Genomic DNA, 22,857 nt, shown 5'->3' on the forward strand with positions numbered 1-22,857 from the left:
CGTTATTCAGCAGATGCGTTGCAGGTTTCGTGCCAGTCCGAAGGGCCTAGTCGTTTTCTGCCTGCTGATCCGCGATCCGCGCCCTGTCGGTCAGGATTTCCAGCTTGTGCCCCGATTGCGCCAGCGCGGTGCGGGCGCGGTTGACCCGGTGTTCGGTCTGCTTCATCTGCGCGGTCAGGGTGCGGCGGTGGCTTTCCAGCTGCTGGCCGACCCGCAAGGTGTTGGCCAGCTGCGCGGTGGTCTGTGCGTTCGGGGTGGCGATGCGGTGTTCGTCCAGCAGCCGTTCCAGCGATCCCGCCTGCGCCTCGATCCGGTCCTTTTCGTCCTGCACCAGACGCAGCTTGCGGGCCAGGTCGGCCTGCTTGATCGTTTCGGCCTTCGCCATCATGCGCAGAAGATCGCCCTTATGCTTGCTCATTCAGGCCCCCGACCAGGTCGAACAGTTGTTGCGCGCTTTGCTCGAAGGTCACCTTTTCGCTTTTCAGCTGGCAGATGAAGGCTTCGATCCGGGGCCACAGCGCGATGGCCTGATCCAGATCCTTGTCCTGACCGGCGCTGTAGCCGCCCATCAGCATCAGGTCGCGGTTGTCCATATACAGCGAAATCATCCGCCGCAGCCGCTGGCTCGCCACCACGTGTTCGGGGCTGACGATGTCGTTCATCACCCGGCTGATCGAGGCGGGCAGGTCGATGGCGGGATAGATGCCGCGCTGCGCCTGGCTGCGCGACAGAACCATGTGACCGTCGAGGATGGCGCGGGCGCTGTCCACCACCGGATCGTTGGTGGTGTCGTCGCCATCGGCCAGAACGGTGTAAAGCGCGGTGATGGTGCCCTGACCGGGCAGGCCGGGTCCGCAGCGTTCAATCAGCGCCGGGATCAGCGAGATGACGGACGGGGTATAGCCCTTGGCGGTGGGCTGTTCGCCCAAGGCCAGCCCGGCTTCGCGCTTGGCATGGGCGACGCGGGTCAGTGAATCCATGATCATCAGCACGTCCTTGCCCTGCGACCGGAAATATTCGGCGATGGCGGTGGTGCGGTTGGCGGCGCGCAGGCGCAACAGCGGCGAGCGGTCGGCGGGCACCGCGACGACGCAGATCCGCTTGGCCGCCTCGCCGGTCATCACGCGGGATACGAAATCGCCCACCTCTCGGGCGCGTTCGCCGATCAGACCCACCACGATCACGTCGGCGGTGGTGTTGTGGGTCATCATCTCGATCAGCACCGATTTGCCGACGCCGGAGCCTGCCATGATGCCGACGCGCTGACCGCGGCCGATGGTCATGGCGGAATTCAGGATGCGCACGCCGACGTCCAGCACTTCGCGCACCGGGGTGCGGGCCAGCGGGTTCAGCGGTTTGCCGGCCAGCGGCCAGCGGTCCGAGGGGCGCGGGGCGGGGCGGCCATCGAGCGGCGCGCCGCTGGCGTCGATCACCCGGCCCAGCAATTCCTCGCCGACCTCGCACATCCGCCCGGCGCGGCGCAGCACGATGGGATCGCCCAGCGTGATCTGGGCGCCTGCGGTGTCGAGAAACAACAGGTTCTTGCCGTTGGAAAAGCCGATCACCTCGGCCTCGATCGGATCGGCGCCCGGCGCGGCGTGGCGCGGGAAGATCTGGCACAGATCGCCGGGGCTGGCCGGGAAGCCGGAACTTTCCACCACCAGCCCGTCATAGCGCAGCACCTCGCCGCTGATCTGCGGCGCGCAGCGGTCGGGCAGGGTGGCAAGGTCGTGTTCCAGCCGTTCCAGCAGCACGGTCATTCTTCGTCTGCCCCGGGAATGGCATCATCGGTTTCGCCCAGCACCGTCTGCACCCGGTTGGGGCCGGATTTGATATCGACCGCGCCGCGGGTCAGCCGCGGGTCGGGCTGCAGGGTGCAGGCCGACAACACGTCGCTGCCGTCCAGGCAGGGCGCGATCGCCTGCAGGTCGTCGGGGTTGAGCGAAATCACGGTGCTTTCCACCGCCTTGCCGACGCGGCCGGCGAGGTCTTCGATCTTGGCGACATAGGCCTGGGGCAGGGCGTCGATCCGGCTGCCGGCCAGTTCGCCGGCCAGCGCGATCAGGGTGCGTTCCATCGCCTGGCGCAGCGAGGTGTGATGCGCCTCGGTGTGATCGACCAGCGCGCGCGACAATTCGACGAAGACCGCGCGGGCCTCTTCCATCTGCTCGGCGCTGGCCAAGAGGGCGGGATCGGGTTCCGGGGCCGGTTCGGGTTCGGCGGCGGAGGCTTCGGCCAGGCCCTGCTGATAGCCCTGGGCGAAGCCTTCGGTGAAACCGGTCTTATGCGCCTTGGCGCGGGCTTCCTCCAGCTCGGGGGCCGGGGCGGCGGGGGCGCTGGCTTGCGGCTGCAGCGGCGCCTCGGGCAGGGGATCGGGTTTCACGGTGGCGAATTCGCGCGGCCGGAAGGCGCTGTCGCGGTTGTTGCGCAGCAGCGACGACAAGGCGTCGAGGTCGAGCTTCTGTACCGGAATGTCGGAATGGTATCCCATCGCGCCCGTCTTTCGTTAAACCATGACTTCGCCGCCGCGTCCGGCCAGCATGATCGTGCCGTCGTCCGACAGCCGCCGCGCGACCGCGATGACCTCTTTCTGCGCCGTCTGCACCTCGGTCAGGCGCACCGGGCCGAGCGCATCCATTTCGTCGACGATATTGGCGGCGGCGCGGCTCGACATGCAGCTGAGCAGCTTTTCCTGCAGCGCATCGTCGGCGCCGCGCAGGGCGATGACCAGGGTCTGGTTGTCCACTTCGCGCAGCAGGGTCTGCAGCGCGCGGTCGCTCGACTTGATCAGGTTGTCGAACACGAACATGTTGTCCTGCAGCGCCACCACCAGGTCCTTGTTGTCCTTGTTGATGGTCTTCAGGATGCGCTGTTCCATGTCCTGCTTGGTGAAGTTCATGATCCGCGCGGCCGCCTTCACCCCGCCCATCTGCGAGGCGCGCAGGCTGGCATTGGTCTGGAACTTGCGCTGGATCACCTCTTCGAGATTGCGTAGCGCGTCGGGCTGCACGGTGCTGAGTTCGGAAATCCGGTTGATGATGTCGGGCTGCAGGTCCTCGGGCAGCAGCTTCAGCACATCGGCCGCAACCGCATAATCCAGCGCCGCCACGATCAGCGCGACGATCTGCGGATGTTCGTCGACGATCAGTTCGGCCACCGCCGGCGCGTCCATCCATTCCAGGATCTGGATCGGGTGGTCGTTGCTGCTGGGCGGGATGCGCCCCATAACCGATTGCGCCTTGTCCTGGCCAAGCGCGCGGGTCAGCACTTCGCGGATATATTCGTTCGCCCCGACGCCAAGACCGGTATGTTCACGCAATTCATTGAGGAATTCGTTCAGCACCTCGTTGACCGTCGAATGGTCCACGTTGCGCACCCCGTACATCGCGGTGCCCAGCTGCTGCACCTCCTGCGGGCTCAGCAGTTTGAGGATGCTCGAAGCGGCTTCTTCGCCGAACAGCATCATCAGGACTGCGGCTTTCTTGGTGCCGCCGAGATCTGCGAAGGTGTTTGCGCTGGCCATGGGATCACTTCAACTCTTTATTGTCATCTTCGATCATCGCCTTGAACGCGGTGGCGATGCGGTCGCTGTCGGTGCGGGTCAGTTCGCGGATCAGCGAAAGCTTTTCGTCATAGGACACATGCGCCCAGGGGTTGCCGGCCGGTTCGAACCCGTCGAGCCGCGCCCGAACCTCGGCCAGGGTTTCGCCGGGGCCCACTTCGATCGCGTCGCCGGGCAGGCCGGCGACGCCTTGCGCCGCGATCGGCGCGCCCAGCATGCCGGAGCTTCCGGCCGCCGCGGTGGGCGAGAACAGCAGCTTGTCGATGATCGGGCGCACCAGCCCCAGCACGATGATCGCCAGAACAACGATCTGCGCCAGGTAGCGGCCGGTGGTGCCGACCCAGGCTTCCTTGTACCAGGGGTTGGCGACCTCTTCGAACGGGTTGACGAAGGGCTGAGAGGACAGGGTTACGCTGTCGCCGCGTTCTTCCTGGAAGCCGATGGCGCTGCGCACCAGCGCATTGGCATCCTGCAGCACCGAGGCGGGCAGTTCGCCGGGCGTCAGCGAGCCGTCTTCGCCCATCTTGCCCGGCGGGCTGCGCAGCACGACGGCGGCGTGGATGCGGGTGATCTGCGCCAGGGCGGGGGTGGTGGTTTCGACCCGGCGGCTGACTTCGTAGTTGCGGGTCGAATTGCTGGTGGTGTTCTTTTCGGTGCCCTGCTTTTCAACGGTCGAGGAGGGTCCGTCTGCGGCCAACTCGGTTTCCTGCGGCGGGGTGTTGGACACCGCGCCGGGAATGCCCTTGGCCTGTTGCGCGGTGGTCGACTGGATCATTTCCTGTTCCGAGCGGATCACCGACCCGTTGGGCATATACTGTTCGTTGGTGATTTCCGACCGGGTGAAATCCATGTCCACGGTCACCTCGGCGGCGACGTTGCCGGGGCCGACGATCGGGCTCAGCAGAGTTTCGATCCGCTTGCGGTAATGGTCTTCCATCCGCTTGCGATGGGCCAGTTGCTGATCGGTCAGTTCGCTCAGCGGATCGGTGCCTTCCTTCGACAGCAGACGTCCGTTCTGATCGACCACCGACACGTTCGAGCGCGCCATGCCGGGAACGCTGGTCGACACCAGGCTGATGATCGCGGAAACCTGGCCGTCATCCATCGCGCGGCCGGGCACCAGCTGCACGAAGACCGAGGCGCGCGGCGGCTTGGTGTCGCGGATGAAGGCGGTCTGTTCCGGCAGCGCCAGGTGGACCCGCGCGTTGCTGACATTCTGGAATTCGGTGATCGAGCGGGCCAGGTCGAGTTCCTGCATCCGGCGCAGCCGGGCGGCTTCGACCGAGCGGCTGGCGCCCATCGGCATTTCCGACAGGGTGGTCATGCCGTCGGGGGTGCCAGCGGGCAGGCCCTCGGTGGCCAGTACCATGCGGGCGCGGTGGTAATCGGCCTCGGTCACGCTCAGCGCGCCGGAGGCGCGGTCGAGATTGGCGTCGATACCGTTAGACATCAGCACTTCGACCGCGCGGGCCTTGTCGGCCTCGGGCAGGTCGGAATAAAGCGTCAGCCGCTTGGGCTGGCTCAGCAGCGCATAGGCGGCGAGACCCAGAACCGCCGCGGTGACCAGGATGATCGCGGGCAGGGCGCGGCGCACCGCCGGCTGGCTGGTGATCGTCTGGAACTGCGCAAGGTAAGCCTTGCCGCGGGCGGCGACGGCGTTTCCTCCGGTCGTGGCGAGGGGGTTGGTCGAGCTATCCATGCAAACTCTCTACTTGCGCGCCGTGCAGGGCAGGCGGGTTAAACCGGCATATTCATGATGTCGCGATAGGCGGACAGCGCCTTGTTGCGGACGTTCAGGGTCATCTGGAAACCGAGCGAGGCGACCTGTTGTTCGACCATGACGCCCGCAAGGTTGTCGGTCCGGCCGGTTTCATAGGCCTTGGCCGCGTCGGCCGCCTTGTTCTGCGATTGCGCCACCTGTTCCAGCGCCCCGCCCAGACGGTCGGAAAACGACGTGGTCTGCTTGGTGGGATTGGCGGAATTGCCTTGCTGCACCGGCGTGGTGCCGCGCGAGGTCAGCGCCGCGAGAGTGGATTGTCCGGAAAGGCCGTTGATCGACATCGTTCAGGTCTCCGATCAGGCCGCCTGGGCCGCCATGGCCGCCGGGTCGAACATCCCCGGGATCAGCGCGGTGTGGGTGGTCAGCATGATGTCGGCGGCGACGACCTTGTTGCCGGTGCGCAGCACCAGGGCGCGCTGCACCACGTTTTCCAGCTCGCGCACATTGCCCGGCCACTGGTAGTCGCGCAGCACCGTCATCGCCTCGTCGGTCAGCAGTGGCAGCGGCGCGGTTTCGCCGACATGGCGGCGGATCATCGCGACGGCCAGCGCCGGCACGTCATCGGGGCGGGTGGCCAGCGCCTGGGTGGCCAGCGGGAACACGTTCAGGCGGTAATACAGGTCTTCGCGGAAGTTGCCGGCCACCACTTCGCCCAGCATGTCGCGGTTCGAGGTGGCGATGACGCGGATGTCGACGCTTTCCTCTTTCTGCGATCCCAGCGGGGTGACTTTCTTTTCCTGCAGCACGCGCAGCAGCTTGGCTTGCAGGCTGAGCGGCATTTCCGAGATTTCGTCGAGCAGCAGCGTGCCACCGTCGGCGGCGCGGAAGATGCCGCGATTGGCGGTCGACGCGCCGGTGAAGGCGCCCTTTTCATGGCCGAACAGCATCGCTTCGAGCATGTTTTCCGGGATTGCGGCGCAGTTGACGGCGACGAAGGGCTTGCCGGCGCGGGGCGAACGGTCATGGATCAGGCGCGACAGCACTTCCTTGCCGCTGCCGGTCGGGCCGTTGATGAAGACGGTGACGTCGGTCTGGGCGACGCGGGCAGCAAGATCGATCAGCGCGCTGGTGGTTTCGGCCGCGGCCACCATGCCGCCATGCGGGGTGGCGATCAGATCGGCCAGCGCCAGCAGCGAGGGGGTATAGAGCGGCGGGCGCGCTTCGCCGCGCAGGGGCAGGGTGACGCGCTGCATCCGGCCGCCCAGTTCCGCCACGGTCGAGAACTCCTCGCCCGGCTGCACGATGACCAGTAGCGACACGCCCAGGTGACGGGCGCCGGTCACCAGGCCCGATTGACCGCCCGCGGCAGTTTCTGCGGCGGCGCTGCAGACCAGGGTGTTGCCCTTGCCGGGGTTGGTGTCCGGGGCACCAAGACCGTCGATCACCAGGCTGTCGATACGACGACGGGTCAGTAGATCGGCGAGTGCCGCCGCGTCGTCAAAATCTTGTCCGATGATAAAAACCTTGGCCATGGTACGCTCCTGCGAATTGCTGTCGGAACTGAAGAAGCAGGGACCGTACCAAGTCCTTAATTTTTTACTAAAATGATTTTAAGTAATTGAAAATCAACGAAACAATTTTCTAAAATATCGAAAGTATATATCGGTGGAATACCCTTCGGATATGTCGGTTTGGCGGCATTTTGCTGAGTGTCGGAGAATTGACGATTTCCTGACATAGGCGAATTTGCGCCGCCCCATACTTAGGGATGTATTATTTTTCAAATGACAGGGGTCAACTTTTTCCGGGCGCCGCCGTTTTCCAATGCAGACGTAAAACCAAACTGCAGGCCGTGTCTTATGTTGTCAAAAACGTACCATCTTAAATTCCCTAGCCTCGACGCCGCTCAGATCGCCGCACCGTTCGTCACCGAGACGCTCGGCAATGCGATTCCTGAATGCCGCCTGTCGGGGCTGACAGTTCTTATCAGTAAGGAAGGCGACATTTCGGTAAACCTCTTTTTCCCCACCGTGGCAGATCTGAAGAATTTCGAGAAGAAACATGGCGGCTTTGTCGACATGATGAAGAAAACCTTCCTGTTCAAATCCACCGGATTCGACGGGGTGTGCATCTTCAGCTTCGACGGGAACGAAAACGCGGCTTAGGCCCGCTCCTTCTCTTGGAATGCTTTGAATAGTGAAGAGTTGAGTAACAGGAAGGATCAGGGTCAAAATGTCGGCTGAGGTAGAAACCGTTGCAGACAAGCAAGCCACCGCTGGCGCCCTTTTGCGGGTTTCTTCGCAAAAGATCAGCCGGTTGATGGATCTTGTCGGCGAATTGTCTCTGAGCGTTACGGAGACCGTGAATTCCCCCGACCTTGACCATACCGGGGACCGCACCCAGTTCGAAGCGGCCGCCCACCGGCTGAACATGATCGTGCGCGAAGTCCAGGATGCCGCCACCGAATTGCGCCTCGTGCCGGTGGACGAGGTGTTCAAGCGGCTCAAGCGGATGATCCGCGAAATGGAACGCCAGACCGGCAAGCGTATCTCGCTTGAGGTCATTGGCGCCGATACCGCGATCGACAAGATGGTGGCGGACCGCCTTTACGACCCTTTGCTGCACGTGCTGCGCAATTCCGCCGACCACGGGTTGGAACAGACCGACGAACGCATCGCCGCGGGCAAGCCGGAAAAGGGTGTCATCACCCTGTCGGCGGCCCAGGTCGGCAGCGAGGTCCAGATCGTCGTCGGCGATGACGGCCGCGGGCTGAACCGCGACAAGATCCTCAATATCGCGCGCAAGCGGGGTCTGTATGGTCCCGATGAAGAGCCGGAGAATTCAAAGCTTTGGAAGGTGATCTTCGAGCCCGGTTTCTCGACCGCGGAAAAGGTGTCGAACCTGTCCGGGCGCGGCGTCGGCATGGACGTTCTGAACACCACCATGCGCGATCTGCGCGGCCGGATCGCGGTGGACAGCACCGAAGGCGTCGGCACCCAGGTGTCGCTGCATATCCCGGTATCGCTGGCCTTCCTCGACTGCATCCTGCTGCGCCAGGGCACCCATCTGTTCGCGGTGCCGGTCGAAGACATCTTCGAAATCGTCAAGCCGGGGCCGGAATCCTGCATGTCGATTTCCGCCGGCAGCCGGGCCGAAATGCTGCGGCTGCGCGAAAGCCATGTGCCGGTGTGTCGCCTGGAAACCTTCTATGGCGACAGCCTGCCCGATCTGGTGCCGCTGTCGGACACGGTGGTGATCGTGCTGAAGGCCGGAAGCCGCCTGATCGCGGTGCCGGTGGACGAAGTTCTGGACCGTCAGCAGGTGGTGATGAAGCCGCTTTCGGGCGTTTTGGCGCAGGTGCGTGCCAGCTGGGGCTGCGCCTTGTTGGGTACTGGTGAAGTCGCTCTCGTGCTGGATGCCGAGCGCTTGGCGGCGGGAGAAAACTAATGTCTGTGATGGATCATGGCGCTTATCAGGATCACGCCGGGTACGAGCGTATCCGGTCCTGGCTGGGCGATCGCTGCGGCATTTCCTATCCCGATCACAAGGCCGACCTGCTGCGCCAGCGTCTGGCGCGGGTGACCCGCAGCTTCAGCCTGACCGACCTGGACGAACTGGCCGGCACCATCATCAAGGGCGACCGTCACGATGTCGAACTGGCGGTGATGCACGCGGCCTCGACCAACCACACCTATTTCTTTCGCGAACCGGAAGTGCTGGATACTTTCGCCAAGAACATCCTGCCGCAGCTGAACCAGCGCGAACAGATGCGGATCTGGTCCGCCGCCGCTTCGACCGGCGACGAAGCCTATACCATCGCCATGCTGGTGGCCGAACATCTGGGCATGCACGCACTGAACAAGCTGATGATCCTGGGCACCGATATCAGCGCCCCGGTGCTGGAACGGGCCGAACTGGGCGTGTTTTCCAGCCGCCAGATCGCCCAGATGGATCCGGGCATCCGGCAGAAATACATGATCCCCACCGGGATCGAACAGCACCGGGTCAAGGAAGAGCTGCGCAACACCTGCACCTTCCGCCGCCTGAACCTGAAGGCCACGCCTTACCCCTTTGCCAAGCAGTTCCAGGTCGTGTTCTGCCGCAACATCCTCTACTACTTCGAACCCGAAGATCAGGCCGCGACGCTGCGCGCGCTCTATGACGCCACCGAACCCGGTGGCTGGCTGATCACCAGTGTCACCGAAGCGGTGCGCGACCTCTGCCCGGGTTGGATCCCGGTCACCACCGGGATTTACCGGAGGGCGGGTTGATGCAGGAGCAACGCAAGATCCGCACCCTGATCGTCGACGATTCCGCGATGGTGCGCAAAATCCTGTCGATCGGTCTGGGCCAGGACCCGGAAATCGAAATCATCGGCACCGCCGCCGACGCCAATATGGCGATGCAATACCTGGCGCGCAAAAAGCCCGACGTGATCACGCTGGACCTGGAAATGCCCAATATGGACGGGCTGACCTTCCTGCGCAGCTTCATGAAGACCGACCCGATCCCCACCGTGGTGATTTCGTCGCAAACCCAACGCAGCGCGCAGGCCACGGTCGATGCGCTGGCTGCCGGTGCTGTCGACGTGATCGCCAAGCCGCGGATGGAACTGGGCGGTGGCCTGGGCGACATGATGGCCAGCATCGCCCAGCGGGTGAAGGTGGCCGCGGGCGCGCAGGTGCGCATGTCGGCGGCGCGTCAGCCCGCCGCGCAACCGATGCGCCCCAAACCGGTGGCGCCCTCGTCGCTGGCCAAGGTACCCGACTGGATGATCGCCATCGGCGCCTCGACCGGCGGGGTGCAGGCGCTGACCCGGGTGCTGGAAACGCTGCCCGCCGATTGCCCGCCGGTGGTGATCGTGCAGCACATGCCGGAAGGTTTTACCGCCTCTTTCGCCAAGCGCCTGAACCAGATGGGGCCGCTGCGGGTGAAGGAAGCCGAAGACGGCGACGTTTTGGAAAACGGCCTGGTTCTGCTGGCGCCGGGCGGTCCGAAACACATGACCGTCATCAAGCATATGGGCCGCCACCAGGTGCGGCTGATCGACGGGCCCGAAGTCTGCTTCTCGCGCCCCTCGGTCGATGTCTTGTTCCATTCCGTCGCCCAGGTGGCGGGTGGGAAAGTGTCCTCGGCCATCCTGACCGGGATGGGCAAGGACGGCGCCGAAGGCCAGCTGGCCATTCGGAAATCCGGCGGTCGTACCGCCGCGCAGGACGAGGCGAGCTGCGTCGTGTTCGGGATGCCGAACGCCGCGCACCAGATCGGGGCGCCCGAAACGCTGCTTCCCCTCGACGACGTGTCTTCGTGGTTGATGAATTCCTGTGCCCGCGCGACCGCGGGCGACAGGCTCGAAAGTTACAAGGTTTGAAAGGATCCTGAGGATGACCGATATGACCAAGGACCAAACCGTCCCGGCAGAGGCAGAAACCCTGCTGCATGACGATGACAATATCGACAACATGTACCTGACCTTCGCCATCGGCAAGGAAACCTACGGGGTTCCGATCGCGGTGGTGACGGAAATCGTGGGCATGCAGCGGATCATGACCGTTCCCGACGTGCCGCGTTACATCAAGGGCGTGATCAACCTGCGCGGCAAGGTGATCCCGCTGATGGATGTGCGGCTGCGCTTCAACCTCGAAGAACGCGCCTATGACGACCGCACCGTGATCATCGTGCTGGAACTGAGCGGATCGCCCGTCGGCCTGATCGTCGACCGCGTCAGCGAGGTTCTGGAAATCGCCGACGATCATATCGACAGCGCCCGCGGCATGGGCGGCGGCGAAGGCCAGGGCCTGGTCGAAGGCCTGGGTCGCGTCGGCGAAAACGTCGCCATCATCCTCAACAGCGCGATGCTGGTTTCGGATGTGGAACTGAGCATGCCCGAAGCGGTCTCCGCCTGATCAAGGCCAGACGTAACTGTGACGATACCGAAGGCCGGAGCGACGGCCTTCGGCGGGGCCCCACGGCCTGAAACCGAAGGAATACAGGTTCGCCGCAGGGGTGAGCTTTGATTGGTAACGATTTGAAATTTCAGAGGTAACCACATGACTGAGCGTAAGCCGCAAGCCCAGAGCCGGCGCCGGGTTCAGCCAAAGCCGAGATTGCTGAAAACCGATAGCGAACCACCGAAGATTGAAAACGAAAAACCGACAGAGGCGCAGGCCGCAGAGCCTAAAGAAAATCTGAAACCTGCCGCTAATAAGAGAAATACGAGAACAGCCCGCCCCCAGGAAAGGACTACTCCGATGACCAATGCAAATGAAGAGGCCCAGCAGGCTAGCGAACTGAAGACGCTTCTGGCGCGGATCAAGGCCATGTGCGACGCGCAGGAAAGCGGCGATATCGGCCACTTCATCGAGCATGACGATCTGAGCTGCGATGAAGTGAAGGAAGCCGCCGAGGCGATCAACACGATGACCCGCGGCCATGTCGGGCCGATCCTCGAAGGCATCAACGTTTTCGAAAAGTTCAGCCAGGGCGATTTTTCCGCGGATATGGCGCAGCTGCCGGGCGACAAGGCGCAGCTGAACCGCACCATCGACAGCACCCGCAAGCGGTTCACCGACGTGACCGAGGAAATCAAGCGCCTGTCCAACGCGATCATGGAAGGCAACCTGGACGTCAAGGCGGATACCGACAAATTCAGCGGCGAATACCGCGAAGTCGTCGAAGCCTTTGAAGCCGCCTTCACCAGCCTGAACGGGTCGTTCCACGCGCTGAAATCGCAGGTCGATCAGGTCGCCCAGACCGTCGGCCAGATGTCCAGCGCCAGCCAGGAACTGGCCACCAATTCGCAGATCGCGTCCTCCTCGGTGGATGAGGTTTCGGCCTCGACCGAAGAAACCGATGTTCAGGTCAAGGCCAATGCCGAGGCCGCCAAGAACGCGGCGCACCTGGTCAACGTGAACGCCGAAGTGGCGCAGGAAGGCCAGGGCAAGATCAACGAAATGGTCGAAGCGATGGAAGGCATCGACGCCTCGTCGCAGGATATCGCCAAGATCATCAAGGTGATCGACGAAATCGCCTTCCAGACCAACCTGCTGGCGCTGAACGCCGCGGTGGAAGCGGCGCGGGCCGGTCAACATGGCCGCGGTTTCGCGGTGGTGGCGCAGGAAGTGCGCAACCTGGCCGGACGTTCGGCCAAGGCGGCGCGCGAAACCTCGGACCTGATCGAAGGGGCCGCCAACCGCGTGACCGCCGGTGTGCGTCTGGCCGCCGAAACCAGCGAAAGCTTCGAAAAGATCGCCGTCAACATCGCCGAGGTGAAAGACCTGGTGGAAACCATCAACCGCGCCTCGGAAGAACAGTCGCGCGGCGTGGCCCAGATCAACACCGCCATCGGCGAAGTCGCCCGCACCGCGCTGTCGACCAGCCAGCAGGCCGACGAACTGGCCGCGACCTCGGCCGAAATGACCGCCGCCACCGAACATATGGCGAAGGAAATCGGCCGCTTCCGGCTCAGCGAAACCGCCGTCAATGCCGGCCAGTGGGATGCCATCGCAGGGCTGGACAACCTGCCGCCCGAAATGATGGCCAAGCTGCAGGAAATGATGGATGCGGGCCACGCGGTTCCGCCGGTCGCCGCCGCCGCCGTGATGAAGGGCAACGGCCGCAGCAATGGCCACGCCAACGGCCACGGCGATTACGACGAACGCGGGTTCAGCAACTTCTGACGCTTCATGCCTCCTGCCGCGGGGCAGGGGGCAAACCTTTCCTCAAGGAGAAACCACAATGTCTTATAAAGTGATGATCGTGGACGACGCTGCGATGATGCGGCTTTATATTTCCAGCTTTCTGAATTCCCTGCCGGAATTCAAGATGGTGGCCCAGGCCGCCAACGGCCAGGAAGCGCTGGACAAACTGTCCGATCATCCCGATCTCGACCTGATCCTGCTGGATATCGAAATGCCGGTGATGGACGGGCTGGAATTCCTGCGTCACGCCAAGCTGAAGACCCGGGCCAAGATCTGCATGCTGTCTTCGGTCACCGTGCAGGGGTCGCCGCACGCCGCCAAGGCGCGCGAACTGGGCGCCGACGGCGTCGTCGCCAAACCCTCGGGTACCGTGTCGCACGACCTGGAAGAAAAGACCGGGGACGAATTGCGCGACACCATGCGCAGGCTGGTCGCGGCATAAGGTCGATAGGGTCGATAAGGTCGGCGGGATCGGTAGCAAGTAACAATTGTAGGAACGGGTGAGCCATGTCGGAAATGGATGAAATCTGGGAACTCTTTGCCGATGACGGCGCACAGTCCCTGGACGCGATGGAAGCGGCGCTGGACGCGTTGTCCGACGGCGCCGATGATCAGGTGCCGCATATTTCAGCCCTGTTCCGCGCGGTTCACACGTTCAAAGGTAATTCCCGGGTCCTGGGCCTGTCGGTCGTCGAAAGCCGGGCCCACCTGGCCGAGGATCTGATCGGTCTGGTGCGCGATTCCGGCGTGCCGCTGAGCCAGGAAATCCTCGACCTGATGTTCCTCGCCGGCGACACGCTGCGCGAGATGCTGGAAGACGTGGCCGCGACGCGTGCCGATGTCGATCCCGGACCCTCCGAAGACCTGCTGCGCCAGCTGAAGGAAATGATCGCCAAATGCGATCCCGACGCGGCCCCGGCAGAACCCGCCGCCGAGGCGGAAGCCCCGGCAGAAGAGCCCGCCGAGGAACCCGTTGCGGAAGCTGAAACCCCGGCCGCAGCCCCGGCAGCGGTCGGCGGCATGGACATGTCGGCGCTGTTCGACGAAATGTCCGACGGCGAAGAGTCCGGGTCCTCGGACGATGATGATTTCTGGGAATTCGACGAAGATCTCGACCCCGACGCGCTGGCCGCCAAGAAGGCCGCGGCCGAGGCCGATATGGAAGCGCACGAGGCCGAAGGCCCGGTACGCAATGGCAGCGACGCGGCGGCGAAACTGGCAGCGCAGGAAGCGGCATCGGCCGCCCCCGCCGCCGCCCCGGCGGCCCCGGTGGAATCTTCGGTCCCGGTCGATGACGGCCCGCCGCTGAACACGCTGGCGGACGACCCGACCTATCGCAAGATTTACGACGAAATGACCGAGGAGATGATCGAGAAGATCGGCACGATCATCCGTTCGGACGACGATTTCGAAGAACGCCGAAAGGCGGCCGAACGCCAGGTCGACGGCTTGCTGCACGCCGCCCAGCAGATGCAATACGGCAACTGGGTGTCGTTGCTTGAAGATTTCGCCTTCGATTGCCCGGCGCTGGAAACCGCCGATGCGTTGGTCGCTGGCCTGCAGGGCTTCCTTGGCAAGGTCGAGGCGCTGAAGAATGGCGGCGAGGTGGTTGCGGCCCCCGCAGCTGAACCGGCGCCCGCCGCAGCCCCGGTGGAACCGGCAGCCGCCGCAGTCCCGGCCGAAGCGGCGCCTGCCACTGAGGAAGGCAAGGCGAAGCTGTCGGACGACCCGACCTATCGCAAGATCTACGCCGATATGACCGAGGATCTGGTCGGGCGGCTGAAAACCATCCGCGATGCCGATGACGATCTCGAAGAGCGTCGCGACAACGTCGTCAAACATGTCGGTGGCCTGCTGCACGCGGCCAAGCAGATGGAATTCGACAACTGGATTTCGGTTCTCGAAGGGTTCGAGGCGAGCGCTGCCAGTTTCGCCATGGAATCCGATCTGAAGGGCGGGATCGACACCTTCCTGGGTCAGGTCGAGACGCTGCAGAACGGCGGCGAAGTGGCCGCCGTCCCGGCCGCCGCGCCTGCACCGGCCCCCGCGCCGGAACCGGAACCTGCACCCGTCGCCCAGGCCGCACCGGCCCCGGCTCCTGAACCGGCGCCCGCACCGGCCCCGGCCCCCGTGGCCGAAGCGCCCGCTGCCGAACCTGCCGCCGCGCCAGACGCGGCGGGCGGGAAGAAATCCCTGGCCGACGACCCGACCTATCGCGCCATCTATGCCGATATGACCGAGGACCTGGTCAAGAAGCTGAAAGGCATCCGCAAATCCTCCGACAGCGTCGAAGAGCGCCGCGACAGCATCGTCAAGCAGGTCGGCAACCTGCTGCACGCGGCCAAGCAGATGGGCTTCGACAACTGGATCGTGCTGCTGGAAGCGTTCGAAAACAACGCCGCCAAGCTGAGCAGCGACGCGGCGATCCAGGAAGGTATCGACGGCTTCCTCGCCAATGCCGAGGCGCTGCAGAAGGGCGGGGCGATCGCCCAGCCCAGATCGGGCAGCGACGAGGCCGACGATCTGTTCCGCCAGCTGGAACCCTATTACAGCAAGATCGCCGAGGCGGTGCTGAAGCTGGACGACGATCTCGAAGGCTCGCAGGCCACCCTGAACGACCTGGCCGAGGAAGTCGTTTCCAAGGTCGACCCCTTCGGCCTGGTCCGCGCCGAGGATGCGGTGCGCCGCATCGCCAAGGCCGAAACCGTCAAGGCGGCCCGGATTCAGCAGCTGTCCTTCTATGAGGAACTGATCAGCTACGAACACGTGATGCCGATCGAAAGCAGCGTGTCGGGCGATCTGACCGTGCGGCCGTCGCATCTGGTGCAGCTTTGGGCCACCGATCAGATTTTCGACACCCTGGGCGCACTGCGCAACATGATGGAACGGGTGTCGCTGACCGGCGAGGGCGACGACTGGTTCGCCTCGTTCAACCATCACATGCGGCTGGTGTACCATGCCTGCAGCCATTACCGGATGGATACCGCCGGTCAGCTGACCATGGCGCTGGTCGATCTGTTCGGCCGGGTGAACGACACCAATTCGGTCGCCGATGCGCTGATGCTGCATATGGCGCGCGGTTTCCTGGAAACCATCGAGCTGGTGTTCGACGCGCTGGACCAGGGCGACGATCCCGACCTGTCCAAGATCGACGACCTGTTCGAGGAAGCCACCAATATTTCCTTCCAGCAGGGCGGCGTCGTGTCGGCCCGCACCATCGAACGCAAGCTGGGCCTGCCCGAGGAATTCCACCGCGTGCTGTCGCCCGACAGCGTCAAGGCGGCGCATCAGGCGCTGCTGGACCGCAAGCATTTCTACGTGATCCGGGCCGATCTGAACGAAGACGAAGCCCTGGCAGAGAAGTTCCTGGAATGGATCGGCGCGGGCAACGCGCAGATGATCACCAACGTGACGGTGTTCCAGGACGACAAGACGCTGTTCGATTTCCTGCTGGCCACCGAGCTGGAACAGGATGCCATCGTCGGCGACATGACCGCGATGGACCCGTCGGCGACCAAGCTGTTCGTCGAACTGGTGCTGGAACCCGATTACAGTTCGGAAGAAGACCAGGACGACCACGAAGAGGACGACCATATCGCCGAGGGCGGCCATGCCGGCCCGTCGATCAGCCTGCCGCTGATGGAAGCGATCGGCGAGATTTCGGCCGGTCAGGCGATGGTGCACCACATCCTGGACGATCTGTCCTCCAGCGACCTGATGCAGGCGGTCGATCACGTGCTGCGCCGCCGCGGTTCCGATGCCGGGCCGGCGATCGAGGGCGACACCTATAACGCGCTGCGCGATCTGATCGAAACCTATACCCACAAGGTCGCCCGCGCCGCCGAGGCCGAAACCCAGCTGAACACCCAGATGGGCCGGCTGCAGGAAGAAACCGCCAAGCTGCGCGAACGTCCCGCGGGCATCCTGCTGCGCACCCTCGCGGCCTTTGTCGAGGCGCGGTCGCGCCAGGCCGGCAAGGAAGCGCGGATGTCGCATAACGGCGAAAACGAAGTGATCGACCAGACCATGTTGGATTCGCTGGCCAAGCTGCTGAAGAAGCTGATCCGCAGCCGCCTGACCGGCGCCGAGGGCCCGGCCCAGTTCCACCTGTCGCTGTCGCGCAACGACAACCGGATTTCGGTCCAGCTCGAAGACGACGGCAAATCCGATCCCGATCAGGAAGTGCTGCAGGAACTGCACCAGGTGGCGGTGCGCGAAGGCGGCGAATTCCGCCCCGTGCAGATGCCGTCGGGCGGCATGCGGTTCCACCTGTCGCTGCCGGTGCATATGGCGCTGCTGGACGGGATGGTCGTGCGGGTCGGCGATGTCTGCTATGTCATGCCGGTCAATTCGATCGAGCGGATCCAGCTGGGCGCCTCGGACGCTTTGCTGCCGATCGCGGCGTCGCAGAACAACGCCATGCTGCGCACCGATACCGGCGAACTGGCGCCGATCCGGCCGCTGGACGCCACCGGCCTGCAGGGCGGCGTTCTGTCCAAGTTGAACGCGGCCAACGACGGCGGCGCGGCGAACCTCTATGTGGTGCTGCGCAGCGATGACACCCGCATCGCGGTGCCGGTCGATGAAATGCTGGGTCAGCAGCTGGTTCTGCTGCGCCCGCTGCAGGGGCCGCTGGTGGGAATTCGCAATATGATGGGGCTTGCACTGCTGTCGGGCGGCGAAGTCGGCATGGTTGTTGCTGTAGATCGTTTGGCCGACGCGGCCTGAACGCATCACACAGCGACAACGAGGCGATGAAATCACTACGACAACACCTGGCATTCGCCCTTTTCATCGGAGCCGGCGCCTTGCGGCGGCTCCTTTTTGCCGGCCTGAGCAGGGCCGCGCGTTTCACCGGCAGGCTGATCCGGCCGCCGGTGCGTGCCGGGGCAGGGCGCCCGGCGCAGCCGGCCGCGATCCGGCGCCCCGCCGATGTCGGCAGCGCGCCGCGACGGGCGCAACAGGCCGCATCAGACCCCCGCAGGGCGCTGCGCCCGGACTGGGTCTGATCGAAAATACGATCCCGAAAAAACAGCTAAATAAAGCGGCCCGCCGTGCCGTTTTCATTAGGGACAGACAGATGGATGTTACCAGAGGAACCGCCCGATGACATTTGCTCTCGCTCGTAACAAGTACCGCCAGACCGGCACATCGGGTGTGAACATTCCCGACGATCCCTATCAGATCATTCGCGTGATCCTGAGTGAGCTCGAGCAGTCGCTGAGTGTTCTCAAAGCGGCCGATGCAAGCAACAGCACCTATCCGCAGGATCACGTCAACAAATCCCTGCGCGCGATCTACCTGCTGCAATCCAGCCTCGATTTCGAACAGGGCGGCGACATCGCCACCAGCCTGTTCGAACTGTACGAATATTGCCGCCAGACCGTGCTGCAGGCGTTCCGCCGAGAAGAGGGCGCGGATATCGCCAGCGCCGCGGATGCGATTACCGGCATCCTGGATGCCTGGACCGAAATCGGGCCGCAGGTGGAAAGGCAAGCCGGATGAGCGACGTTCCGCAGAGCGGCGAACCCGAAACGGATCTGCTGGAGGAGTTCGACACCCTTCTTGAGCAATTCGAAAAGGCCGCCCGCGACGGTGACCTGAACGAATTCCGCCGCCTCGATCATGTGCTGCGCAGCAAGGCGCTGGCACTGATCGGCGGGATGCCCGATATGGAACCCTCGGACGATCGCTATGTCGATGCGTTGCGGGATGCGGTGGCCCGTCTGGGTACCGCGGCAGGCGAGATTCAGCAGGAACGCCAGATGCTCAAGGCACGGCGTGAGGCGGACCAGAAGGTCAGGTTGGCCTATTCTCGCAAATAAGGAGTTGTGGTGATGAGTAAGCGAAACACATGCCAGCGGTGCCAGTGGCTCAGGGCCTTTCTGGGGGCCGGTTTCGCCCTCATCGTCCTGATCGGAATGAAACCGCAAGCCGCCCAGGTCGTTGCCGCGATGATGCCTGACCCCCTGTCATTGGCAGTCGGCGGCATGGTCCTGGGCGCTGTGGCTTTCGTGTTTCGTCTTTGGCTTTGGGCCCGCCTGGTCAAGCAGGAAGGCTGAGCAGGAAACTTGAGGCGAGGGGGCTGATCCTCAGCCCCGTCCGCTGCCCCGCGACAGTTGCTCCGCGTCGAGCGGCGACAACAGGTGCTCCATCGACATCACGCTGCGCTTGGCGGGGATGTCATTGGCGTCGAAATGCACAACTTCAACTCCCATTTTGACGGCATCGCCCTCGGTCTGAGAGAAAAGGGTCTTCAGGCTTTGATTAAGCATGGCAGTTCCTTTGCTTTGTCCTGCCATACGGGTTGCAAGTTCCTTGCCAACTGCGGGCGCAATCGGGTCAGGAGGCGGCAATCAGCTTCAAAATCAGCACTTCCAGCACCGGGTCCGGCAATTCGTCGGTCTTCAGCGACCGGTTCAGGACATCGCGGGCATAGATGGGGAATTCCTGCTGGAAGGCTTCGACATCGGTCACGGTCGGGTCTTCCAGCAACAGCCGGATCGCTTCGGTGATCGAGGGCACGATCTGTTCGGAATTGACCCGGATCATGCTTTCCATTTCCAGCGAAATCTCGTTGCGCACCGCCAGCCCGATCTCAAGATGCAGCGTCACGCCCAGACGCGGCGCGTTGGTGGTGATGTCGATCGGGAAGGTCACGTAGTGACGGTTGCGGTTGGGATCGTTTTCCGCGGCCTCGGCCTGGATCTCGGCCAGCGATACGGTGATCGGGTTGGCAAAGATGAACATCCCGCCGGTAAAGGTCAGCGTCACCGCGAGAAAGGCGGCGGGGCCGATCAGGTTGTTGGTGGAAAAGGGTAGGGAAATCATAACATACTCCGGTCCGGCGGTTAAAGCAGCGCCAGGGCAAGACGGGTTTCTTCAAGCAGGGTTTCGGTCGCGTCCAGCAGCTGGGGCAGGTCGTCCAGCCGTCCGGTCTGCGCCCGTTCCTCGATCTCGAGGAAGCTTTGGTTCAGGGCGGTGGCGCCGACGGTGGTGACCGTCACGCTGGCCTTGCGCGCCATCGCCACGATGTCGTCGCTGGCCGAAGCGGCAAGAGCGTTACGCAGGTGGTCCAGCGTGGTCAGGCATTCCTTTTGCAGCTGGTGCACGAAGACCGACCAGTTTTCACCGGCGATCTTGGCGATCTGCCGCGACACGGATTTGTCCAGCAGGTCAGGCATCTGCGCCGCCTGCCGCGGCGCGGGCATTGCACCGCCAGCGCTGCGGACGCGCTGGATGATTTCGTATAGCTGCGGCCGGCGCAGCGGTTTGACATAGACCTTGTCCATCCCGGCGATACCGGCGCGTTCGGTGGTCTCGGGGTCGCTGAACCCGGTCAGGCCGAAAACCTTCATCCCGGCATGTCCCGATTGCGTCAGCAGCCGCCGGGTCGCTTCCAGCCCGTCGATCCCGGGCAGGCCGATATCCATCAGCACCGCGTCCACCGCATCGGTTTCGACCGCTTTCAGCGCCGCCTCGCCGCTTTCGGCGCAGGTGGTGATGCAGCCTTCGCTGGTCAGCAGCTTGACCATCAGGTCGCGGTTCAGCGGATTGTCGTCGACCACCAGAACCCGGAACCCGTTGGCGTCCGGTTCTTGGATTTCGGGTTCGTCGCTGGCGGGAAGCAAGCCCGCGTCGGGCAGGGCGAAGCTCAGCGACACGCGGAATTCGGTGCCGATCCCGGGGGTGGAGCTGACCCGGATCGACCCGCCCATCGCATCCACCGCGCGCTTGACGATGCTCAGCCCCAGGCCGGCACTTTGCGCCAGGCTGTTATAGTCGGAACTGCCGGTTTCGAACGGATCGAACAGACGGTCGACCTCTTCGGCGGCGATGCCCCTGCCGGTGTCGGCGACGCTCATCTCGATGCCCAGCATCCGTTTCTGCCCGCCGCGCTTGCCGATTTGTTCGCAGCGCGCCGACAGGGTGATGCTGCCCGCATCGGTATATTTCACCGCGTTGCCCATCAGGTTCTGCACCACGCGCTGGAACAGGTGGTGATAGCCCGCGACCTGCTGGTCGGCCTGGCAATCCAGCGCCAGCTTGATCTCAAGCCCCTTCGCCTCGGCGGCGATGCGGCTTTGTTCGGCAAGACGTGTCAGCACCTGGTTGGGGGTGAACAGCGAAACCGGGTGATCCTTGATCGGGCGCATGTCCATACGCACATGTTCCAGCGTGTTGTTGATCTGTTCCAGCGCGGTGTCGGACGATCCGCGGATCAGTTCCATCAGCTGCCGCTGTTCCGGTTTCAGGTCGTCGCCCTGCAGCAACAGGTCCGCCGCCGTCGCGATCGCCCCCAGCGGGGTGCGCATTTCGTGGCTGACCGTGGCCAGGAACTGGGTCTTGGACTGTTCGTTGGCCCGGGCGATATCGCGCGCCGCTTCCAGGTATTGCGACCGGTCCAGCGCGTCGCGATATTCGGTGCGCGCGGTGATGTCGCGCATCACCACCACGAATTGCCGAGACCCGGGTTCGTCGGTGGGGGTGAAGGTGACCTCGACCGGATAGCGGTCGTGTTCGACGCTTTCGATATAGACTTCCAGCGGCGTGCCGGAAACTTTTTCCAGGAAACTGCCGGGGTCGGTCGGCGCTTCGAACGGCGCGGCCGATCCGTGCAGAACGGCGCCCATATCGACATAGCTGAACAGCGATTTACCGATCAGGTCGGCCACCCCCAGCATCTGCAGCAGCGCCTTGTTGGCCATGGTGAAGCGGCCGTTGGCGGCCACCGCGCCGATCCCGTCCACCGCGCTGTCGAGGAATTGCCGGAACCGCTTGTCGCTGCGCTTGCGGGCGCGGATGGCACGCTGCAGCTGGGAACTTTCCGACCGCAGCTTCTGGTACTGATCCTCGACATCGCCGGGATCGAGACGCGCCAGCAGCAGCGGGATCGCGGTGCGGGCGGGCAGGCGGGCCATGCGGCCGCGAATACCGAACGTGCCGCCGTGATCGTGCTGCAGCAGCAACCGGCCGATCTTGGGATTGGTGGATTTCGCGCAGCGGATCAGGAAGTCGGCATTCTGCGGCTGTGTCTGCAGCGCGGTTTCGAACTGATCCGCCGGGCACAGCCGTTCGGCGGCGGCGTTGCTGAACACGACCTTGCCGTCGACCGTCAGCAGATAACAGGGATACACGTCCAGCGCTATGATATCGGCATAGCGCGCCAGGCTGTCATCATGCGTCAGGGTCACCAGCTCAGTCATTGGAAAAATACTCGAGCCCCGGCCTGTCGTTTTCGTCCAGCGACACGTTCACCCGGCACATCCGGTCGCCGCGCGCGATGGTCTTTTCCAGGTGGATCTTGGCGTATCCGGTGTCTTTCGACGCCAGGTGCCCTAGCAGGTTCGCCGTCACCATGCAGACCGACCGGGTGCCGTCGATCTGCTGGCCGAACGGGCAGCTGTGGTTTTCCAGAACGATCAGGTTCTCGTCCTGTTCGACCAACTCGAACGCCGCCCCGATCCCGGTTTCGACGCCGATGAGCCGCTGCGACAGCGCTTGGGAGGCGGAGGGCTCCTCTCCCGGTTGTGCATTTTGACCGTCTGAGAGCTCCTGCGCCAGCTCTGCGCCGACGGTGCTGAGGAAGGCTTCTGCCTCTTCGACACCGGCAACGGTTTCCAGCGTATGCGCTAGATGATGGATGGTGCTGGCTAAAAATCTTTCTTTAGTCATCACTTAGTGCTTTCTTCCGTCATCCCGGCGGTTTTCTGCTGTTTGCTAGAAGCCCGGCTGCCTGAGTGGCTGGCTGACCGGGCGCGCATTTCTCCCACAGATTGATCAACACCCGCATTGCGTGTCAAGCCCTGACTGTTCACAGCAAGGACCGTGCCAAACAAAGCGGCAAAGCGGAGTTTTATGGCTGAAATGTGACC

General features: G+C 63.7%; 22 protein-coding genes. 11 read left to right on the forward strand and 11 right to left on the reverse strand.

Features of this window, described 5'->3' with window-relative positions; genetic code table 11:
- Nucleotides 1–46 precede the first annotated feature (46 nt).
- Genes GR167_RS00120 through GR167_RS00150 form a run of 7 tightly spaced genes read right to left on the reverse strand, consistent with a single transcriptional unit; the run spans nt 47 to nt 6,814 of the window.
- Nucleotides 47–418, reverse strand: a complete 372-nt coding sequence (locus GR167_RS00120; protein ID WP_160971414.1) for a hypothetical protein — start codon at nt 416–418, stop codon at nt 47–49.
- Nucleotides 405–1,760, reverse strand: coding sequence for a FliI/YscN family ATPase (locus tag GR167_RS00125; protein WP_160971415.1), 1,356 nt, complete (start codon nt 1,758–1,760; stop codon nt 405–407). The genes GR167_RS00120 and GR167_RS00125 overlap by 14 nt, the downstream gene beginning before the upstream one ends.
- Nucleotides 1,757–2,491: a FliH/SctL family protein gene (locus tag GR167_RS00130; protein WP_160971416.1), complete on the reverse strand. Its 735-nt coding sequence runs from the start codon at nt 2,489–2,491 to the stop codon at nt 1,757–1,759. The genes GR167_RS00125 and GR167_RS00130 overlap by 4 nt, the downstream gene beginning before the upstream one ends.
- Nucleotides 2,492–2,506: 15 nt before the next feature.
- Entirely contained in the window at nt 2,507–3,523 is a 1,017-nt protein-coding gene (fliG, locus tag GR167_RS00135; protein WP_160971417.1) for a flagellar motor switch protein FliG, read from the reverse strand.
- Between the two features lie 4 nt (nt 3,524–3,527).
- Nucleotides 3,528–5,261, reverse strand: a complete 1,734-nt coding sequence (fliF, locus tag GR167_RS00140; protein WP_160971418.1) for a flagellar basal-body MS-ring/collar protein FliF — start codon at nt 5,259–5,261, stop codon at nt 3,528–3,530.
- Between the two features lie 38 nt (nt 5,262–5,299).
- Nucleotides 5,300–5,623: a flagellar hook-basal body complex protein FliE gene (gene fliE / locus GR167_RS00145; RefSeq protein WP_160971419.1), complete on the reverse strand. Its 324-nt coding sequence runs from the start codon at nt 5,621–5,623 to the stop codon at nt 5,300–5,302.
- A gap of 15 nt (nt 5,624–5,638) precedes the next feature.
- Nucleotides 5,639–6,814 (reverse strand): sigma 54-interacting transcriptional regulator, encoded by a 1,176-nt coding sequence (locus GR167_RS00150; RefSeq protein ID WP_160971420.1) that lies wholly within the window; start codon nt 6,812–6,814, stop codon nt 5,639–5,641.
- A gap of 327 nt (nt 6,815–7,141) precedes the next feature.
- Here GR167_RS00150 and GR167_RS00155 point away from each other — a divergent pair, with 327 nt between their 5' ends.
- The 11 genes from GR167_RS00155 to GR167_RS00205 all read left to right on the forward strand — a co-directional run bounded on the left by GR167_RS00155 (nt 7,142) and on the right by GR167_RS00205 (nt 19,044).
- Nucleotides 7,142–7,447 carry a hypothetical protein gene (locus GR167_RS00155; RefSeq protein ID WP_160971421.1) on the forward strand — a complete coding sequence of 102 codons (306 nt, stop codon included), beginning with the start codon at nt 7,142–7,144 and terminating at the stop codon, nt 7,445–7,447.
- A gap of 67 nt (nt 7,448–7,514) precedes the next feature.
- A complete protein-coding gene (locus GR167_RS00160; RefSeq protein WP_160971422.1) occupies nt 7,515–8,729 on the forward strand; it encodes a chemotaxis protein CheA in 1,215 nt (404 codons plus the stop codon).
- Complete coding sequence (locus GR167_RS00165; protein WP_235915799.1) at nt 8,729–9,553, forward strand: CheR family methyltransferase; 825 nt, start codon at nt 8,729–8,731, stop codon at nt 9,551–9,553. The genes GR167_RS00160 and GR167_RS00165 overlap by 1 nt, the downstream gene beginning before the upstream one ends.
- Nucleotides 9,553–10,653 (forward strand): protein-glutamate methylesterase/protein-glutamine glutaminase, encoded by a 1,101-nt coding sequence (locus GR167_RS00170; RefSeq protein WP_160971423.1) that lies wholly within the window; start codon nt 9,553–9,555, stop codon nt 10,651–10,653. Before GR167_RS00165 ends, GR167_RS00170 begins: the two co-directional genes overlap by 1 nt.
- 13 nt (nt 10,654–10,666) lie before the next feature.
- The gene (locus tag GR167_RS00175; protein ID WP_235915800.1) at nt 10,667–11,188 is read left to right on the forward strand and encodes a chemotaxis protein CheW; all 522 of its coding nucleotides are present in this window, start codon (nt 10,667–10,669) and stop codon (nt 11,186–11,188) included.
- Between the two features lie 345 nt (nt 11,189–11,533).
- Complete coding sequence (locus GR167_RS00180; RefSeq protein ID WP_235915801.1) at nt 11,534–12,961, forward strand: methyl-accepting chemotaxis protein; 1,428 nt, start codon at nt 11,534–11,536, stop codon at nt 12,959–12,961.
- A 58-nt stretch (nt 12,962–13,019) separates the two neighbouring features.
- Nucleotides 13,020–13,424 (forward strand): response regulator, encoded by a 405-nt coding sequence (locus GR167_RS00185; RefSeq protein ID WP_160971425.1) that lies wholly within the window; start codon nt 13,020–13,022, stop codon nt 13,422–13,424.
- Between the two features lie 65 nt (nt 13,425–13,489).
- A complete protein-coding gene (locus GR167_RS00190) occupies nt 13,490–17,710 on the forward strand; it encodes an Hpt domain-containing protein (RefSeq protein ID WP_160971426.1) in 4,221 nt (1,406 codons plus the stop codon).
- 378 nt (nt 17,711–18,088) lie between these two features.
- Nucleotides 18,089–18,487 (forward strand): flagellar export chaperone FliS, encoded by a 399-nt coding sequence (locus GR167_RS00195; protein ID WP_160971427.1) that lies wholly within the window; start codon nt 18,089–18,091, stop codon nt 18,485–18,487.
- Nucleotides 18,484–18,807, forward strand: a complete 324-nt coding sequence (locus GR167_RS00200; RefSeq protein WP_160971428.1) for a hypothetical protein — start codon at nt 18,484–18,486, stop codon at nt 18,805–18,807. The genes GR167_RS00195 and GR167_RS00200 overlap by 4 nt, the downstream gene beginning before the upstream one ends.
- Nucleotides 18,808–18,819: 12 nt before the next feature.
- On the forward strand, nt 18,820–19,044 hold the full coding sequence (locus tag GR167_RS00205; protein WP_160971429.1) for a hypothetical protein: 225 nt from the start codon (nt 18,820–18,822) through the stop codon (nt 19,042–19,044).
- Between the two features lie 30 nt (nt 19,045–19,074).
- Here GR167_RS00205 and GR167_RS00210 read toward each other — a convergent pair whose 3' ends face one another.
- The 4 genes from GR167_RS00210 to GR167_RS00225 form a co-directional block, all read right to left on the reverse strand.
- On the reverse strand, nt 19,075–19,257 hold the full coding sequence (locus GR167_RS00210) for a hypothetical protein (RefSeq protein ID WP_160971430.1): 183 nt from the start codon (nt 19,255–19,257) through the stop codon (nt 19,075–19,077).
- 67 nt (nt 19,258–19,324) lie between these two features.
- A complete protein-coding gene (locus GR167_RS00215; protein ID WP_160971431.1) occupies nt 19,325–19,813 on the reverse strand; it encodes a hypothetical protein in 489 nt (162 codons plus the stop codon).
- A gap of 20 nt (nt 19,814–19,833) precedes the next feature.
- Complete coding sequence (locus GR167_RS00220) at nt 19,834–22,188, reverse strand: ATP-binding protein (protein ID WP_160971432.1); 2,355 nt, start codon at nt 22,186–22,188, stop codon at nt 19,834–19,836.
- Nucleotides 22,181–22,657: a methanogen output domain 1-containing protein gene (locus GR167_RS00225; protein WP_160971433.1), complete on the reverse strand. Its 477-nt coding sequence runs from the start codon at nt 22,655–22,657 to the stop codon at nt 22,181–22,183. Before GR167_RS00225 ends, GR167_RS00220 begins: the two co-directional genes overlap by 8 nt.
- Between the last annotated feature and the right edge of the window lie 200 nt (nt 22,658–22,857).

Source organism: Thalassovita mangrovi (genome assembly GCF_009857745.1).
Classification (GTDB): domain Bacteria; phylum Pseudomonadota; class Alphaproteobacteria; order Rhodobacterales; family Rhodobacteraceae; genus Thalassobius; species Thalassobius mangrovi.

Excerpts from the sequence above, each read along its gene's own strand:
- GR167_RS00190 (WP_160971426.1), top strand. The coding sequence starts at position 13,490 with ATGTCGGAAATGGATGAAATCTGGGAACTCTTTGCCGATGACGGCGCA.
- GR167_RS00160 (WP_160971422.1), top strand. The coding sequence starts at position 7,515 with ATGTCGGCTGAGGTAGAAACCGTTGCAGACAAGCAAGCCACCGCTGGC.
- GR167_RS00120 (WP_160971414.1), bottom strand. The coding sequence starts at position 418 with ATGAGCAAGCATAAGGGCGATCTTCTGCGCATGATGGCGAAGGCCGAA.
- GR167_RS00130 (WP_160971416.1), bottom strand. The coding sequence starts at position 2,491 with ATGGGATACCATTCCGACATTCCGGTACAGAAGCTCGACCTCGACGCC.
- GR167_RS00205 (WP_160971429.1), top strand. The coding sequence starts at position 18,820 with ATGAGTAAGCGAAACACATGCCAGCGGTGCCAGTGGCTCAGGGCCTTT.
- GR167_RS00210 (WP_160971430.1), bottom strand. The coding sequence starts at position 19,257 with ATGCTTAATCAAAGCCTGAAGACCCTTTTCTCTCAGACCGAGGGCGAT.
- GR167_RS00150 (WP_160971420.1), bottom strand. The coding sequence starts at position 6,814 with ATGGCCAAGGTTTTTATCATCGGACAAGATTTTGACGACGCGGCGGCA.
- GR167_RS00200 (WP_160971428.1), top strand. The coding sequence starts at position 18,484 with ATGAGCGACGTTCCGCAGAGCGGCGAACCCGAAACGGATCTGCTGGAG.
- GR167_RS00225 (WP_160971433.1), bottom strand. The coding sequence starts at position 22,657 with ATGACTAAAGAAAGATTTTTAGCCAGCACCATCCATCATCTAGCGCAT.
- fliE (WP_160971419.1), bottom strand. The coding sequence starts at position 5,623 with ATGTCGATCAACGGCCTTTCCGGACAATCCACTCTCGCGGCGCTGACC.
- GR167_RS00175 (WP_235915800.1), top strand. The coding sequence starts at position 10,667 with ATGACCGATATGACCAAGGACCAAACCGTCCCGGCAGAGGCAGAAACC.
- GR167_RS00195 (WP_160971427.1), top strand. The coding sequence starts at position 18,089 with ATGACATTTGCTCTCGCTCGTAACAAGTACCGCCAGACCGGCACATCG.
- GR167_RS00165 (WP_235915799.1), top strand. The coding sequence starts at position 8,729 with ATGTCTGTGATGGATCATGGCGCTTATCAGGATCACGCCGGGTACGAG.
- GR167_RS00215 (WP_160971431.1), bottom strand. The coding sequence starts at position 19,813 with ATGATTTCCCTACCCTTTTCCACCAACAACCTGATCGGCCCCGCCGCC.
- GR167_RS00220 (WP_160971432.1), bottom strand. The coding sequence starts at position 22,188 with ATGACTGAGCTGGTGACCCTGACGCATGATGACAGCCTGGCGCGCTAT.
- GR167_RS00125 (WP_160971415.1), bottom strand. The coding sequence starts at position 1,760 with ATGACCGTGCTGCTGGAACGGCTGGAACACGACCTTGCCACCCTGCCC.
- fliG (WP_160971417.1), bottom strand. The coding sequence starts at position 3,523 with ATGGCCAGCGCAAACACCTTCGCAGATCTCGGCGGCACCAAGAAAGCC.
- GR167_RS00170 (WP_160971423.1), top strand. The coding sequence starts at position 9,553 with ATGCAGGAGCAACGCAAGATCCGCACCCTGATCGTCGACGATTCCGCG.
- fliF (WP_160971418.1), bottom strand. The coding sequence starts at position 5,261 with ATGGATAGCTCGACCAACCCCCTCGCCACGACCGGAGGAAACGCCGTC.
- GR167_RS00180 (WP_235915801.1), top strand. The coding sequence starts at position 11,534 with ATGACCAATGCAAATGAAGAGGCCCAGCAGGCTAGCGAACTGAAGACG.
- GR167_RS00185 (WP_160971425.1), top strand. The coding sequence starts at position 13,020 with ATGTCTTATAAAGTGATGATCGTGGACGACGCTGCGATGATGCGGCTT.
- GR167_RS00155 (WP_160971421.1), top strand. The coding sequence starts at position 7,142 with ATGTTGTCAAAAACGTACCATCTTAAATTCCCTAGCCTCGACGCCGCT.